Origin of the sequence: Acidisphaera sp. L21 (assembly GCF_009765685.1) — a bacterium.
Taxonomy (GTDB): Bacteria; Pseudomonadota; Alphaproteobacteria; order Acetobacterales; family Acetobacteraceae; genus LMUY01.
Map to the genome: position 1 here is coordinate 28245 of NZ_LMUY01000155.1, position 14573 is coordinate 42817.

The following is a 14573-nucleotide window of genomic DNA, read 5'->3' on the forward strand; positions in this document are numbered from 1 at the left end:
ACCCGGCGGCCGCTTAGGGGCCGTGATGCGCCCATGACCGAGCCCAATCCGCTGCTGACCGAATGGACCACCCCGTTCGGCATTCCTCCGTTCGACCAGATCCAGCCGGCGCACTTCCCGCCGGCCTACGCCACTGCAATGGCGGAGCATCTGGCCGAAATTGCCACCATCGGCGCCGACCCGGCCGCACCAAGCTTCGCCAACACGGTCGAGGCGCTGGAGCGGAGTGGCCGGGCGCTGGCGCGGATCAACGGGGTATTCTTCAACCTCGTCGTCAGCCTTGGCGGCGCGGCGCTGGAGGATCTGGACCGGGAGATGTCGCCGAAGCTGGCGCAGCACGGCATGCAGGTCTCGCTCGACCCGGCGGTATTCGCCCGGGTGGACGCGCTGTTCCAGGGTCGCGCCACGCTAGGGCTGGCGGAGGACCAGATGCGGCTGCTGGAGCGAACACATCTGGGCTTCATCCGCAGCGGCGCCGGGCTGAACGCGGCGGCGAAGGCGCGGATGACGGCGATCTCCGAGCGGTTGGCGGTACTCCACACTGCGTTTGGCCAGAACGTGCTGCATGACGAGAAGGCCTGGGATCTGCAGCTTGCCGAAACTGATTTGGACGGCCTGCCCGGCTTCGTGCGCACTGGCGCCGCCCAGGCAGCGGCCGAACGGGGGCTGAGTGGGTATGCAATCACCCTCTCCCGCTCCTTAATCGAGCCATTCCTCACCTTCTCCGCCCGGCGCGACCTGCGGCAGATCGCCTTCGCCGCCTGGATCGCGCGCGGGACGCATCCTGGCGAGCATGACAACCGGGCGCTGATCCCAGAGATCCTGGCGCTGCGAACGGAGCGGGCGCGGCTGCTTGGCTACCCCAGTTTCGCCGAATTCCGCCTGGCCGACACGATGGCCGGGACGCCCGATGCCGTGCAGGCGCTGCTGGCCGAGGTGTGGGAGCCGGCCAAGCATAAGGCGCGGACCGAACGCGACCGCCTGTTGGCGGTTGCGCAGGCGGAGGGGTTCAACGGCGACTTAGCGCCATGGGATTGGCGTTACTACGCCGAGAAGGTGCGCCAGGCGGACTACGCGCTGGATGAGACTGAAATCAAACCATATTTCGTGTTCGACAACATTCAACAGGCCGCGTTCGACACGGCGACGCGGCTGTTCGGCCTCACCTTCAGCCGCATCCAGGATGCGCCGGTCTACCACCCGGATGTAGAGGCGTATGAGGTTCGGGACAGCGCAGGGCATGTGGGGGTGTTCCTGGCCGACCCGTATGCCCGCGGCGACAAGCGGTCCGGCGCGTGGATGAGCAGCTTTCGCGACCAGGAGGCGCTGGATGCGCCGGTGTCGCCGATCATCATCAACAACAACAATTTCGCAAAATCAGAGCCCACGCTGCTGAGCTTCAGTGATGCGGAGACGTTGTTCCACGAATTCGGCCATGCCCTGCACGGCTTGCTGAGCAAGGTGCGCTACCCGGCCCAGTCCGGCACATCGGTACGGCGGGATTTCGTGGAGTTGCCGTCGCAGATCTACGAGCATTGGATCTCCCTACCGGAAACGCTCAGCCGCTACGCGCTGCATCACGAGACCGGCGAGCCGGTGCCGGCCGCGCTGATCCAGCGGCTGCTGGCGGCGAAGGGGTTCAACGAGGGGTTTGCCACCCTCGAATATACGTCCTCCGCGCTGATCGACATGGCGTTGCACAGCCATCCAGACCCACAGTCGATTGATATTGAAGCATTCGAAAAGGATTACCTCGCTAGCATCGGCATGCCAGCCGAGATCGGGTTTCGGCACCGGCCGGCACATTTCCAGCATCTGTTCGCGGGCGGCGGCTATGCGGCGGGCTACTATTCCTACATGTGGGCCGAGGTGCTGGACGCCGATGGGTTCGAGGCATTCACCGAGGCCGGCAACCCGTTCGATCCGGCCGTCGCGGCACGGTTGCGGATTGTGCTGAGCGCCGGGGACACGCAGGACCCGATGGCGCTGTATCGGGCCTTTCGCGGCCGCGCGCCTAGCACGGCCGCCCTGCTGCGCAGCCGCGACCTCGTCGTCGCATAACCGAACAGAGGGTTGATGATGCAAGAAATCAAGATCGGCGACGTCACAGTCACCTCCATCATCGAGCGGGATGGGCCGTGGCGCACGCCGGAGGCGATGTTCCCCGCCTTCGACCCAGCGATCGGCAAGCAACATTTGGCCGAGATGGATCCGGTGCATTACGACGCGGCGAGCAGCCGCGTGATCATCACCTACCAGACCTTCGTCATCCGCACGCCGCACCACACCATCCTGGTCGACACCTGCACGGGGGAGGATAAGGGTTACCCGGCGCCGATGGACTTTCCGAAGCAGCCCTGGCTGGACGGGTTCGCGGCCGCCGGGCTGGCGTTCGACCAGATCGACTACGTGTTCTGCACCCATCTGCATATCGACCATTGCGGCTGGAACACGGTGCTGCGGGACGGGCGATGGGTGCCGACCTTCCCGAAGGCGAAATACGTGTTCCACAAGCGCGAGTATGCCGCCTGGGAAGCCGCCGATAAGCGCGGTGAGACACCGCCGGGCAATGTCTGGCGCTATAATTGCGAACCGATCGTCGCGGCCGGGCAGGCGCTGCTGGTGGATGACGACTACATGCTGGATGACCTGGTGTCGCTGACGCCGACGCCGGGCCACTCGCCCTGCCATTGCTGCGTCAACATCCACTCGAAAGGCCAGCGCGCCGTGGTGACTGGGGACATGATGCATCACGCCCTGCAGTGCCGGGAGCCGGATTGGTCCACCATCTTCTGCTACGACCCGGTGCAGGCTGCGCAGTCGCGGCGAAGCTTTTTGGGTTCGGTGGCAGATACCGATACGATCATCCTGCCGGTGCATTTCCCCTCCCCGACCGCGGGGCGGATCGAGGCAGATGGGGACCGCTTCCGGTATCGCTTCCGGTCGTAGCCGGCCCGGCATGGCCCGTGGCTTGCAAGCGCCCCGGTGGAATGGGCGCTGCATCCTCCGCCGCGCGCCAAGACTGGGAATTACACCGCATGACCGATCTCCCCTGGCCTGTGCCAGCGCTGCCGCACGACCTCGTGGCGCGCAAGCTGCCCTACGACCCGGCCACGCCGCTGCTGGCGCCCTACACTGCCTGCGCGGCGGCTTTCCGGGATGGCCAGGACAGCCCTCGTGCCTTCCTGGAGCGCCGGTTGGAAACGATCGAGCAGGCGGACCCGGCAGTGCGGGCCTTCGTGCTGGTGGATGCGAACGGCGCGCGCAAGGCAGCCGATGCATCCAACGCGCGGTGGAAAGCGGGCGCCCCGATCGGCCCGGTGGACGGCATGCCGGTCGCGGTGAAGGACATGATCGAAACCCGCGATCTGCCGACGCAGATGAACAGCCCGATTTACGTCGGCTGGCACCCGAACCGGGACGCGGCGGCCGTTTGGGCGCTGCGCCAAGCCGGTGCGGTGATCCTGGGCAAGACGGTCACCACCGAATTCGCGGTCAGCAATTCCGGACCGACGCGCAACCCGTATGACAGCACGCGCACGCCGGGTGGCTCGTCCTCCGGCTCGGCCGCCGCAGTGGGTGCGGGGATGGCCAGCCTGGCGCTTGGCACGCAAACCCAGGCCTCCACCATCCGGCCCGGCGGGTATTGCGGCGCGTATGCGATGAAGCCCAGCATCGATGCGCTGCACACTGGCGGCGTCACGCCACTGGCACTGACGCAGGACCATTTGGGCGTGTTCGGCGCCAGCCTGGAGGATATGTGGGCGGGCGCCCGCGCCATCGCCCGGCATGTCGGTGGCAACCCGCCGCATCTCGGTATGGCTGGACCGGACCAGGCGCCACCCCCTGCCCGTCCCCGCGCGCTGGCCCGGTTGGACATGCAGGGCTGGGGAGAAACGGACGGCATCAGCCGCGCCGCGTTCGACGCTGCGTGCGATCGTGTGGCCAATGCTGGGGTTGCCGTGGCCGATCGTCGCAGCCACGCCGGCATCGCTGCGCTGGAAACCATGCTGGCGGACGCGAACGATTATTCGTACGACATCCTGGCCTGGGAGACGAAGTGGCCGCTGTCCAGCTACCGCGATCACGGGGCTGACATGGTGGGCAAACGCATTCACGAACTGCTCGCGCACGGGGCAAAGATCACGGCGGACACCTACACCGCCGCGCTCGCCCGCCGCACGGCGTTGCGCAACCAGGTGGAATCCCTGGCCGGCGAGTTCGATGGCTTCCTGGCGCTCTGCTCCTCCGGTCCGGCGATCGTGCATCACGACTACACGGGATCGCGCAGCTACGCCCTGCCCTGGACGATGGTGGCGGCGCCCGCCTTCGCGCTGCCGCTGCTGGCGGTGGAGGAACTGCCGCTCGGCCTGCAACTATGCGGCTTTCGCGACCGGGATGCGGAGGCTTGCGCCGTGGCCGGGTGGCTGCGGGATACCGTGCTGGGGCGGGTGGCATGAAGCTCGCTGCCGGGCTGCTGGCCGCCGCTTTGTCCGTCGGGTCCGCCTACGCCCAGGGCACGTTGCGCATCGCCATGACCGTGGCGGATATCCCGCTGACCACCGGGCAGCCGGACCAGGGCATGGAGGGGTACCGCTTTACCGGCTACACGATCTACGATTCGCTGGTGAACTGGGATTTGTCGCGGGCCGATGTGCCGCCGACGCTGAAGCCAGGCCTGGCGGAATCATGGGAGGTGGATAAGGCGAATCCGCACATCTGGCGGTTCCATCTTCGCCAGGGCGTGAAGTTCCACGACGGATCCGCCTTCAACGCGGATGCGGCGATTTGGAACCTGGACAAGATCTACAAGGAATCGTCGCCGCAATTCGATGGCCGCCAATCCTCGCAAGTGCGCGGCCGCATCGGGGCGATCAGTGGCTACCGCGCCGTCGACGCCAACACGATCGAAATCACCACCGAGGCGGTGGACGCGTTCTTCCCGTACGAGATCTCGTACCTGCTGTATTCCTCCCCGGCGCAGTGGGAGAAATTCGGCCATGACTGGGCGCAGATCGCCCTGCATCCGTCCGGCACCGGGCCGTTCAAGGTGACGGCCGTCATCCCCCGGCAACGGATCGAGTTGGAGCGCAATGCCGAGTATTGGGACCCGGCGCGCCGGCCGAAGCTGGACAAGCTGATCCTGATACCGACGCCTGAAGCGGCGACGCGCACCGCCGCCCTGCTGTCGCATCAGGTCGACTGGATCGAGGCACCGGCGCCGGACTCACTGCCGCAATTGAAGAGTGCGGGGATGGTGCTGGTGACCAACACCTACCCGCATATCTGGCCCTACGAGCCCAGCCGCCTGCCCGGCAGCCCCTGGAACGACATCCGCGTGCGCAAGGCCGTCAACCTGGCCATCGACCGGGACGGGCTGACGGCGCTGCTGGGTGGCACCATGACCCCGGCGGTGGGCTACGTGCTGCCGAACTCGCCATGGTTCGGCACACCCAGCTTTCACATCCACTACGACCCGGCGGAGGCCAAGCGGCTGCTGAACGAGGCCGGGTTTACTCCGGCGCATCCGCTGCATTTGCGGGTGGCGATTTCAACCTCCGGCTCTGGCCAAATGCAGCCGCAGATGATGAACGAGTTTATTCAGCAGAACCTCGCCGCCGTCGGCGTTGATCTACAGTTCGAGGTGTTGGAATGGGAGACGCTGCGCGGGCGGCGCCGGGTGGGGGCGCAGGCGCCGGTGAACAAGGCGATCGACGCCATCAACAACAGCTACGGCCCGATCGACCCGGCCACCGCCTTCGTGCGCCAGTTCGACAGCAAGATGGACGCGCCGGTCGGCTTCAATTGGGGGCAATATCGCAACCCGGCGGTGGACGATCTGCTGCACCAGGCGCAGCAGACCTTCGACACGAGCGCCCAGAACGCCCTGCTAGCCAAGGCGCATGCGTTGATCGTGGATGATGCCGCCTACGTCTTCATCGCGCACGACCTGAACCCGCGTTCGATGAGCCCGCAAGTGAAGGGGTTCGTGCAGGCGCAAAGCTGGTTTCCGCAGCTGACGTCGGTTTACATGGCCCCGTAACGTCCCAGGATTTCGGTATCGGTCTGCCCGGCGCTACGGGTCGACCGACACCGGCGAGAAATCGACGAACCAGCTCTGCGCCTCCACCACGCCGTGCACCTTGGCTGTCACCGCCCGCGGGTTCACGTCGTGGACCACGAAGATCCAGACCGCCTGATCCACCATGCGCGCATTGATCTTGGCCAGCACCGCGTCCTGCGCCTTCGGGTCGAACGTCTGCCGGGCTTCCTCGCTGAGTTTGTCCAACTCCGGGTCGTTCAGGAAGCCCCAGTTCAACCCGATCGGCGGCGTCCCCTTGCTGTCCACGTGGCGCAGAAACGCGCTCAGCGGGTCCATCGAGTTCCAGCTGTTGTTGATCGCATCGATGCCCTTGTTGGACGGACCCATCGCACCGCCGGCATCGCGCCGTGTGCGCAGCGCCTGCCACTCCAACACCTCGAACTCCAGCTTCACGCCGACATCGGCGAAGTTCTGCTGAATGAACTCGTTCATCGGCAGTGGATACATCTGGCCGGAGCCGGAGGTGGAGATCATGAACTTCAGGTGCAGCGGATGGTCCGGGCCGTAGCCAGCCTCCGTCAGCAGCCGCTTGGCCTCCGCCGGGTCGTATTTGATGTGGAAGCTGGGGTTGCCGTACCAGGGGTTGTCCTCGGCCACCACACCCGTCGCCGGTTGGGCCAGGCCGCCCAGCAATTCCACCAGCCCGGGCCGGTCGATCGCCAGGTTCAGCGCCTTGCGCACGCGAATGTCGTTCAGCGGGCTACCCGGCGTGCGGTTCAGCGTGAAGGGCCACAAATGGGGCATCACCCCGGTCAGCACCTTGCCGCCCCCCGCGCGGATGCGGTCCAACGTGTCCGGCGCGGGGGATTCGATCCAGTCGAGTTGTCCGCTCAACAGCGCCGCCGTGCGGGTGTTGGCGTCCGGCACGGGCCGCAGCACCAGCCTGTCGCATTTCGGCACCCGGGCCTTGTCCCAATACCCAGCGTTGCGCAGCAGCGTCGCCTGCTCGCGCGGTGAGTATTGGTCCAGCATCCACGGCCCCGTGCCGACCGGGTGCTTGCCGAACTCCGCCCAGTCTTTGCCCGCGGCCTGCCACCGCGCCGGGCTTGCCATCAGCACCGCGGTCATCTGGTAGGGGAGGGTTGCGTCGGCCCCCGTGGTAGAGATCTCCACCGTCTGATCGTCGATCTTGCGATATCCGGCGATGCTGGGCAGCCGCCACACCACCTGCGCCACCTGCGACACGTCATATTGGGGTGCCGCCTTGTTCAGCACCTTGTCCATGTTCCAAATCACGGCGTCCGCGTTGAATGGGGAGCCATCCTGGAACGTGACGCCCTGCCGCAACTTGAAGGTCCACTTCGTCCGGTCCTGCGGGTCCACCGTCCACGACGTGGCCAAACCCGGCGTCAGGCCCGAGGAGCGATCGGCACGGCTCAGATCCCAGTCGATCAGCGCGTCGTATAGGGTGTAGCCCATGAACCGGATGCCCTCGGTCCCCTGGTCGGGGGAGCCGTTCTGCGTCGGCAGGCTCGCCAGCGTCATGCCCACACGCAGCGTGCAGCCGGGCGCAGCAGCAGCCGGGTTGTGCGCCAGCGCGCCAGCGGCGAGCAGAAGGGCGGCGAAGCGATACTTCATGGGATTCTCCATCAACAGCGCCGGGTGCTTGCAATACGCGGACCATCACGCCCCCGCCTCAGCGCTGGCTGCGACGCCGCACGTCGCCGGGCCGCTTCACTTGTCGCATAGGCGAGCCCGACCCTACGATGCGGGCAGCGAACCGGGCCGTGGTGCCGGGATCATCTTGGGGGGGCGCCGCGTCGGTGATCATGACCATCGCCTGCGTGGCCTTTGGAGTGTTCCTGTTATGAGGACGCTACGCATCGGCTCCGGCGCCGGGTATTCGGGCGACCGCATCGAACCGGCTCTGGAACTGGCCGAACACGGGGCGCTCGACTATCTGGTGTTCGAGTGCCTGGCCGAACGCACCATCGCGCTGGCCCAACAGCAGCGCCAGCGCGACCCCGAAGCCGGCTATGATCCGCTGTTGACCGAGCGGATGACCACCGTGCTACGCGCCTGTGCCGAGCGCAAAATTCGCGTCATCACCAACATGGGTGCGGCGAACCCCGTTGCCGCCGCCCGGCAAACCGCCCGCATCGCCCGCGAATTGGGGCTGACCGGCCTGCGCATCGCCGCCGTAACCGGTGACGACGTCACCGACCGACTCCACAGCGTCGATCTCCCATTGATCGAGCGGGAGGGCCGCGTCGCCGATATCGCCGAGCGCATGATCTCCGCCAACGCCTATCTCGGCGCCGGGCCCATCATAGACGCGCTGCGAGGCGGCGCTGACGTGGTCATCACCGGCCGCGTCGGTGACCCGGCGATGTTCACCGCCCCCCTGGTGCACGAGTTCGGCTGGGCCATGGACGATTGGACCCGCCTCGGCCGCGGCACCCTGGTCGGCCATCTGCTGGAATGCGCCGGGCAGATCACCGGCGGCTACTTCGCCGACCCCGGCTACAAGGACGTGCCCGACCTGGCCCGGCTCGGCTTCCCCCTCGCCGAAGTCACCGAGGACGGCCACGCCGTCATCACCAAGGTCGCCGGCTCCGGCGGCCAGGTCAGCATCGCTACCTGCAAGGAGCAAATTCTCTACGAAGTCCACGACCCGGCGCGATACATCCAGCCGGACGTGGTGGCCGACTTCACCGGCGCCACCCTGCAGCAAATCGGCCCTGACCGCGTCGCCATCTCCGGCGGCGCCGGCACGCCCCGCACGCCGACCCTCAAGGTCTCTGTCGGCTACCACGATAGCTTCATCGGCGAGGGCCAGATGTCCTACGCCGGCCCCGGCGCGCTCGCCCGCGCCCGGCTCGCCCTGGATATCGTGGAGCAGCGGCTGAAGCTCACCAATGTCGCCACCACCGAACTGCGCTTCGAACTCATCGGCGCGGACTCCGTCCGCCGTGGCCCGACGCTGCCGGTGAACGCCGAACCGGAGGAGGTCCGCATCCGCGTCGTCGGCCGCACAGCCACGATGCGGGAGGCGGTGCGCATCGGCAACGAAGTCGAGACGCTCTACACCAACGGCCCCGCCGGCGGCGGCGGCGCGCTGAAATCGGCGCGGGAGATCCTGGCCGTCGCCTCCACCCTCATCCCGCGCGAGTGGATCACGCCGCACATCGCCTACGAGGTGGCATGATGAAACTGCGCGAACTCGCCCATGCCCGCACTGGCGACAAGGGCGACGTGTCCAACATCTCCGTCATCACCTACCAACCTGGCGACTACGCCTGGTTGCTGCAGCACGTCACAGCCGACCGGGTGCAGGCGCATTTCGCCGCCTTCGTCCGCGGTCCAGTACGGCGCTACGAACTGCCCGGCCTGGGCGCGCTGAATTTCGTGCTGGAGGGCGCCTTGGGCGGCGGCGTAACCCGCTCGCTCGCGCTGGACCAGCATGGCAAGTCGCTCTCCTCCTCGTTGCTGGACATGGAGATACCGGACCGGGCATGACACGGCACCAAGCCGCCGATTGAGAGCCGTTCATGGATTCCGCCGCCGCCCTTGCCGCCATCGATGACGATGCCATCGCCGAAGCTGCCGCCGCCGGCTTGCTCGCAGGGTCGTTCAAGGACGAAGATTCGCAGGCCGACGCGGTGCTGGTCCGCTACCTGATGCATGCCGTGGCACTCGCCCGGGCCATTCCGGCGCGCGCCCTGTCGAAATACAACGCAACCGTCGACAGCTTCACCGAGCAACTTCGCGAGGACGATGCCGATGACGGGCTGGAGGAATGCGTCGACGACCTGATCGTGCTCGCCATCGGCCCTATCGAGGGACACGGCGTTCCGGATGAGACCGCCACCGAGGCAGCGGTGCTACGGGTCGAGGCAATGACCACCGCGGCCATGCGCAGTTTGTTCAAGACCATCCTGAAGCCCGAGCGTTCGTTCAAGAACTGAGCGCCGGGGTAGGCCATCACGCGCGTTGCCGACTTGGTGATAGCCTGGCGCCATGAACACGACGAACGATCCCACTCTGCTGCTCGCGCTGTCGACGCTGGGGCTGGCCTGCTCGATGATCGTGCCGCGGATCTTCCGGCAATGGCCGCTCTGGGGCCGGGCGGCCTGGCGGGTTTTGGGGCTGATCGTGCTGACCATACTGGTGCAGCGAATCCTGGGCAGCCCGTTCGACCCGCAATTCCATCACACCAGCGCCGGCGGCCACGCCTGGGAACAATTCATCGAGGCCGGGTGGTGGTTCATGGCCGCCCGCAGCGCGATCGGCCTGGCGCGCCTGCTGATCGTGCTGGAACACCGGCCGCGCGAAACGCAGATCGTATCGGACCTGGTGGCTGGCGCCATTTATGTCGCGACGATCCTCGCCGTGACGGATTTCGTGTTCTCGGTCTCGATCAGCGGCTTGCTCGCCACGTCGGGCGTCATCGCCATCGTCCTCGGCTTGGCCCTGCAAAGCACCTTGTCGGACGTGTTTTCCGGCATCGCGGTCGGGGTCGAGCGCCCCTACAAGGCCGGCGATCTGATCTGGGTCGAGGGCGGGATCGAAGGCCACGTCCTGCAGGTGAACTGGCGTTCCACCCACATCGCCACCGGCAGCGACAACATCGCCATCGTGCCCAACAGCATCATCGCCAAGGCCCGGCTGGTGAACCGCAGCCTACCGACCCCGGTTCGCAGCGAGTCGATGGAGATCAAGCTGGACGCCCGCATTCCGCCGGAGCGGTGCATCGCAACGCTGGGCGCAGCCACGTTGGCCTGCCGCCTGCCGCTGACGATTCCCGCCCCGAAAGTCCTGTGCAGCGCGCTGCAGGGCGACGGCATCACGTACACGGTCAGCTATTCCGTGCCGTCCAGCGCAACCGTCATGTCGGCACGCAGCGAAATGGCGGCGCAGATCCACCGCCACCTGTTCCACGCCGGCATCCCGCTGGCCATTGCGGGGGTGGCCGCCGTTCCCCTTGTCCCGCCGCCCAAACCTTCCGACATGCTGGAGCGGTCCGACCTGTTCGGCGCCATCGCGGCCGATGACCGCAATTTGCTGGCCGAGCACATGACCGAAATTCGGCTCGACCCCGAAGACACGCTGATCCGCGAGAATGACATGCCGGACGCATTGTACATTGTCGCCTCGGGTGTCGTCCGGATCACGACCGGCGAGGGCGACGACGCTCGCCTGCGCTACTTGATGAGCCCTGGCGAATCGCTGGGTTCGATCGGTCTCATCACCGGCATGCCGTACCTGGCGACCGCCACCGCCGTCACCGCAGTCCGGGCCTACCGGCTGGACAAGGACGCCCTCGCAGCGGCGATGAAGGCCCGGCCCGAACTAGCCGTTGGGTTGGAGGCATTGGCGAGACGCGGCAAGCTCGCCCTGATGAATGCCGAGGCGTCGCATACGGAGACATCGATGGAAAAGCCGGAGATGTTTCTGGCCAGGATCCGGCACTTCCTCGGCTCGCTGGCGGCGACCGACGAATTCGGAACCTGATGCAGCACGCGGCATAGCTGACCAATCGTTAACCATGCGACGCTAAACTGCTCTACGCAAAATGCGGAGTGGCTAAGATGGCCGACAAAGCGGTCTACTTCCAGTGGTCACCCTCCAGCTTCTTCGGGTGGGGCGTCTACGGGCTGAACCTGATGCTGCATAGCGCCGGGCCAGGCCGATCGAACGCGGTGTCGTCCTGCGGTGTGGACGAGACGCAGCTTCGGCTGACCCCGCTGGAGCGCCTGGTGCTGCAGCCGTCGATCGACCTGTCCAACCAGGTGGCTGGGCTGCTGGGCAAATTGGGCCGCGGCACCGCGACTCTGCCCGCGACGGTGCTGCATGCGCTGGGCAACGATTTGGCCCTGGGCTGCACCTCCCCCGGCGACAGCGTGATCGAGGGCGAGCGCACGATCGGCATGGCGTTTTTCGAGCAAACCCGGATCACCCCGGCAGGGCTGGCGCGGGCCGCGCGGTACGAGACGATCATCGCCGGGTCCGGCTGGAACCGCGACGTGTTGGAGGGCCAGGGCGTGCAGAATGTGCGAACCGTGCTGCAGGGTGTGGATCAAACGAGTTTTCACCCAGCGCCAAAATCCGGCGTTCTGGGCGATCGGTTCATCGTCTTCTCCGGCGGGAAGTTGGAATATCGCAAGGGCCAGGATCTGGTGGTCGCCGCGTTCCGGGTCTTTGCGCAGCGCCATGCGGACGCGCTGCTGGTCACCGCCTGGACCTCCCCCTGGGCGCAGTTCGCCACCACGCTGAACCACAACGCCTCGCTTGCCCCCATCAGCCTGGTCGATGGCAAGGTGGACGCGCTGGGTTGGACGGTGGCGAACGGCATCCCGGCCGCGCAGGTGCTGCATCTGGGCCGGGTCGCCAACGCGGACATGCCGCGCATCCTGCGGGAGGCCGATGTCGGCCTGTTCCCCAACCGTGCCGAAGGCGGCACCAACCTGGTGGCCATGGAGGCGATGGCGTGCGGCGTGCCCTGCATGCTGTCGATGAACACCGGGCATCTGGACCTGGTCGGCGATGGGCTGCACTGCCTGGCGCTGGGCCAGCAACGCCCGGTCGACGGCGACGATTGCCTCGGTTGGGGCGAGAGCGATGTGGACGAGATCGTTGCCGTGCTGGAGGCGGTCTATCAACAGCGCGACGCCGCCGCCGTTCTGGGCCAGAAGGGTGCCGCGCTGATGCAGGGGCTGAGCTGGCCGAAGCAGATCGCCGCACTGATGGATGTCGTCGCCCCCGTAACGCAAGAACGCCGCGAGGCTGCCTGACCCTGCGCAATCCGTGTTAGCGATACAGCCAACCGGATTGAACCGAGGGTTGATCGATGTTGGCACCGTCCAAGGATACTGCCAGGCCGCCGCAACTGTATTTGGCGGATGCGGGGCCACCGCCCAACACGGCGCCGCTATCCGGCTCGCTCGACGCGGATGTCGTGGTCATCGGCGCCGGCTTTACGGGCCTGTCCGCCGCGCTGCATCTGGCCGAGGCCGGGCGCAAACCGGTGCTGATCGAGGCGCAGGACATCGCCTGGGGCGCCAGCGGGCGTAATTTTGGCCAGGTCGTGCCCTACACGAAGCACAGCGAAAGCCACGTGCTGAAGACCTTCGGCCCCGTGCATGGCCCCCGCTTGATCGAAGCGACCGGCAAAGCGCCCGGCCTGGTGTTCGACCTGATCGAGAAGCACGGCATTGCCTGCTCCGTCCGCCGCAACGGGTTGCTGTTCGCCGCCAATTCCGAGGCCGGGCTGCACGGCCTGCAAACGCGCAGCCTATTCTGGCAGGAGCGCGGGGCGCCGGTGGAAATGCTGAGCCGGGGCGCCACCGCGTCCGCCATCGGGTCGGAGCTTTACCCGGCAGCAATGCTGGACCGGCGCGGCGGCACGCTGAACCCCGTCGCGTACGCGCAAGGCCTGGCCGCCGCCGCGATCCGCCACGGCGCCACCATCCACACCCAAACCCGGGTGACCGGCTTGTCGCCGGCGGGCAGCGGATGGACGATCACAACCGCCGCTGGGTCCGTCACCGCCGCGACGGTCGTGGTCGCCAGCGACGCCTATACGGACGGCTTTGCCCCGCAAATTCGCAAGTCGCTGATTCCGATGCGGGCCTATCAGCTCGTCAGCGAACCGCTCAGCGACAATCTGCGCGCGACGATCCTGCCGCAGGGCCACGCGCTGACGGATACGCGTCGGCTATTCTCCGGCATCCGGTTGCATCGCGACGGCCGGTTGCAGATCGGGCTGGACGGCCCGGTATTCAGCGACGGCCAACCCTATATCGACAAGGCGACGCAGCGCGTCCAACGGCTATTCCCGCAGATCGGCGCGATCAACTGGCAGGAATGCTGGAGCGGCTGGGTCAGCATGACGGCGAACCACTATCCGCAATTGGTGCGGCTGGCGCCGAACTGCCTTGGCGCACTCGGCTATAGCGGGCGCGGCATCGCCCTGGCGACGCTGTGCGGGCACGAACTGGCCCGCCACATTACCGGCACACCAGACACCGAACTGGCGCTGCCTATGGGCGTACCTAAGCCCATCGCCGTGCGCCCCTTCGCAGCCCCGATGGTCGGCGGGCTGATGACACTGTATCGCGCCCTGGACGACGCGGACGACCGGCGGCTGTCTCGCGCGATGTAGCGTCTACGCCTTGCCGAGATTCCAGAACGCCGTGACGGGGCAGTTGAACATCCCCGTCACCGTCTTGCGCCAGGCCGAGGGCTGCCAATAAAAGCCGAGCGGTATATACGGCAGGCTGTCCAACGCCTCTGCCTGGATCTTGTCCGCAAGTGGCTTCTGCTCCGGTGCGGGCGCCGCCAACCAATCGGCCCGCAATGCCTCCAATTTCGGATCGTCCGGCCAGCCAAACCAGGCCTTGGCGCCATTGGACTGGATATATTGATGGATTGCCGGGTTGACGATATCGGACCCGGCGCACGTGCTGTGAAATACGCTCCAGCCGCCCTTGTCGACCGGTTGCTTGCTGGCCCGGCGTTGTGTCAACGT

The 14573-nt window shown here is 66.7% G+C and carries 11 protein-coding genes and 1 pseudogene; 10 read left to right on the forward strand and 2 right to left on the reverse strand.

Annotated elements, in window-relative coordinates:
* The first annotated feature begins 33 nt into the window (after nt 1-33).
* From GSQ76_RS30015 to GSQ76_RS30030, 4 genes are all read left to right on the forward strand, one after another.
* A complete protein-coding gene (locus GSQ76_RS30015; RefSeq protein WP_158747748.1) occupies nt 34-2061 on the forward strand; it encodes a M3 family metallopeptidase in 2028 nt (675 codons plus the stop codon).
* Between the two features lie 15 nt (nt 2062-2076).
* Nucleotides 2077-2949 carry an MBL fold metallo-hydrolase gene (locus GSQ76_RS30020; RefSeq protein WP_216851362.1) on the forward strand — a complete coding sequence of 291 codons (873 nt, stop codon included), beginning with the start codon at nt 2077-2079 and terminating at the stop codon, nt 2947-2949.
* Between the two features lie 89 nt (nt 2950-3038).
* Nucleotides 3039-4460 (forward strand): amidase, encoded by a 1422-nt coding sequence (locus GSQ76_RS30025; RefSeq protein ID WP_158747749.1) that lies wholly within the window; start codon nt 3039-3041, stop codon nt 4458-4460.
* Entirely contained in the window at nt 4457-6043 is a 1587-nt protein-coding gene (locus tag GSQ76_RS30030; protein ID WP_158747750.1) for an ABC transporter substrate-binding protein, read from the forward strand. Before GSQ76_RS30025 ends, GSQ76_RS30030 begins: the two co-directional genes overlap by 4 nt.
* Nucleotides 6044-6076: 33 nt before the next feature.
* On the opposite strand, the gene GSQ76_RS30035 is transcribed toward GSQ76_RS30030, so the two are convergent.
* On the reverse strand, nt 6077-7681 hold the full coding sequence (locus tag GSQ76_RS30035; RefSeq protein WP_216851363.1) for an ABC transporter substrate-binding protein: 1605 nt from the start codon (nt 7679-7681) through the stop codon (nt 6077-6079).
* A 229-nt stretch (nt 7682-7910) separates the two neighbouring features.
* Here GSQ76_RS30035 and GSQ76_RS30040 point away from each other — a divergent pair, with 229 nt between their 5' ends.
* The 6 genes from GSQ76_RS30040 to GSQ76_RS30065 all read left to right on the forward strand — a co-directional run bounded on the left by GSQ76_RS30040 (nt 7911) and on the right by GSQ76_RS30065 (nt 14207).
* Nucleotides 7911-9251, forward strand: coding sequence for an acyclic terpene utilization AtuA family protein (locus GSQ76_RS30040; RefSeq protein WP_158747752.1), 1341 nt, complete (start codon nt 7911-7913; stop codon nt 9249-9251).
* Entirely contained in the window at nt 9248-9562 is a 315-nt protein-coding gene (locus tag GSQ76_RS30045; protein ID WP_408837516.1) for a hypothetical protein, read from the forward strand. Before GSQ76_RS30040 ends, GSQ76_RS30045 begins: the two co-directional genes overlap by 4 nt.
* A gap of 32 nt (nt 9563-9594) precedes the next feature.
* The gene (locus GSQ76_RS30050) at nt 9595-10011 is read left to right on the forward strand and encodes a hypothetical protein (RefSeq protein ID WP_158747753.1); all 417 of its coding nucleotides are present in this window, start codon (nt 9595-9597) and stop codon (nt 10009-10011) included.
* Nucleotides 10012-10063: 52 nt separating this feature from the next.
* Nucleotides 10064-11557 carry a mechanosensitive ion channel family protein gene (locus tag GSQ76_RS30055; RefSeq protein WP_158747754.1) on the forward strand — a complete coding sequence of 498 codons (1494 nt, stop codon included), beginning with the start codon at nt 10064-10066 and terminating at the stop codon, nt 11555-11557.
* A 77-nt stretch (nt 11558-11634) separates the two neighbouring features.
* The gene (locus tag GSQ76_RS30060) at nt 11635-12837 is read left to right on the forward strand and encodes a glycosyltransferase family 4 protein (RefSeq protein ID WP_158747755.1); all 1203 of its coding nucleotides are present in this window, start codon (nt 11635-11637) and stop codon (nt 12835-12837) included.
* Nucleotides 12838-12893: 56 nt separating this feature from the next.
* Entirely contained in the window at nt 12894-14207 is a 1314-nt protein-coding gene (locus tag GSQ76_RS30065) for an FAD-binding oxidoreductase (protein WP_158747756.1), read from the forward strand.
* Nucleotides 14208-14210: 3 nt separating this feature from the next.
* Here the strand turns inward: GSQ76_RS30065 and GSQ76_RS30070 are convergent.
* Nucleotides 14211-14573: pseudogene (locus GSQ76_RS30070) on the reverse strand (ABC transporter substrate-binding protein); the annotation flags it as partial.

Bases quoted from the DNA above. Each gene is read 5' to 3' on its own strand.
- GSQ76_RS30025 (WP_158747749.1), top strand. From the start codon at position 3,039: ATGACCGATCTCCCCTGGCCTGTGCCAGCGCTGCCGCACGACCTCGTG.
- GSQ76_RS30035 (WP_216851363.1), bottom strand. From the start codon at position 7,681: ATGAAGTATCGCTTCGCCGCCCTTCTGCTCGCCGCTGGCGCGCTGGCG.
- GSQ76_RS30015 (WP_158747748.1), top strand. From the start codon at position 34: ATGACCGAGCCCAATCCGCTGCTGACCGAATGGACCACCCCGTTCGGC.
- GSQ76_RS30050 (WP_158747753.1), top strand. From the start codon at position 9,595: ATGGATTCCGCCGCCGCCCTTGCCGCCATCGATGACGATGCCATCGCC.
- GSQ76_RS30040 (WP_158747752.1), top strand. From the start codon at position 7,911: ATGAGGACGCTACGCATCGGCTCCGGCGCCGGGTATTCGGGCGACCGC.
- GSQ76_RS30065 (WP_158747756.1), top strand. From the start codon at position 12,894: ATGTTGGCACCGTCCAAGGATACTGCCAGGCCGCCGCAACTGTATTTG.
- GSQ76_RS30055 (WP_158747754.1), top strand. From the start codon at position 10,064: ATGAACACGACGAACGATCCCACTCTGCTGCTCGCGCTGTCGACGCTG.
- GSQ76_RS30020 (WP_216851362.1), top strand. From the start codon at position 2,077: ATGATGCAAGAAATCAAGATCGGCGACGTCACAGTCACCTCCATCATC.
- GSQ76_RS30030 (WP_158747750.1), top strand. From the start codon at position 4,457: ATGAAGCTCGCTGCCGGGCTGCTGGCCGCCGCTTTGTCCGTCGGGTCC.
- GSQ76_RS30045 (WP_408837516.1), top strand. From the start codon at position 9,248: ATGATGAAACTGCGCGAACTCGCCCATGCCCGCACTGGCGACAAGGGC.
- GSQ76_RS30060 (WP_158747755.1), top strand. From the start codon at position 11,635: ATGGCCGACAAAGCGGTCTACTTCCAGTGGTCACCCTCCAGCTTCTTC.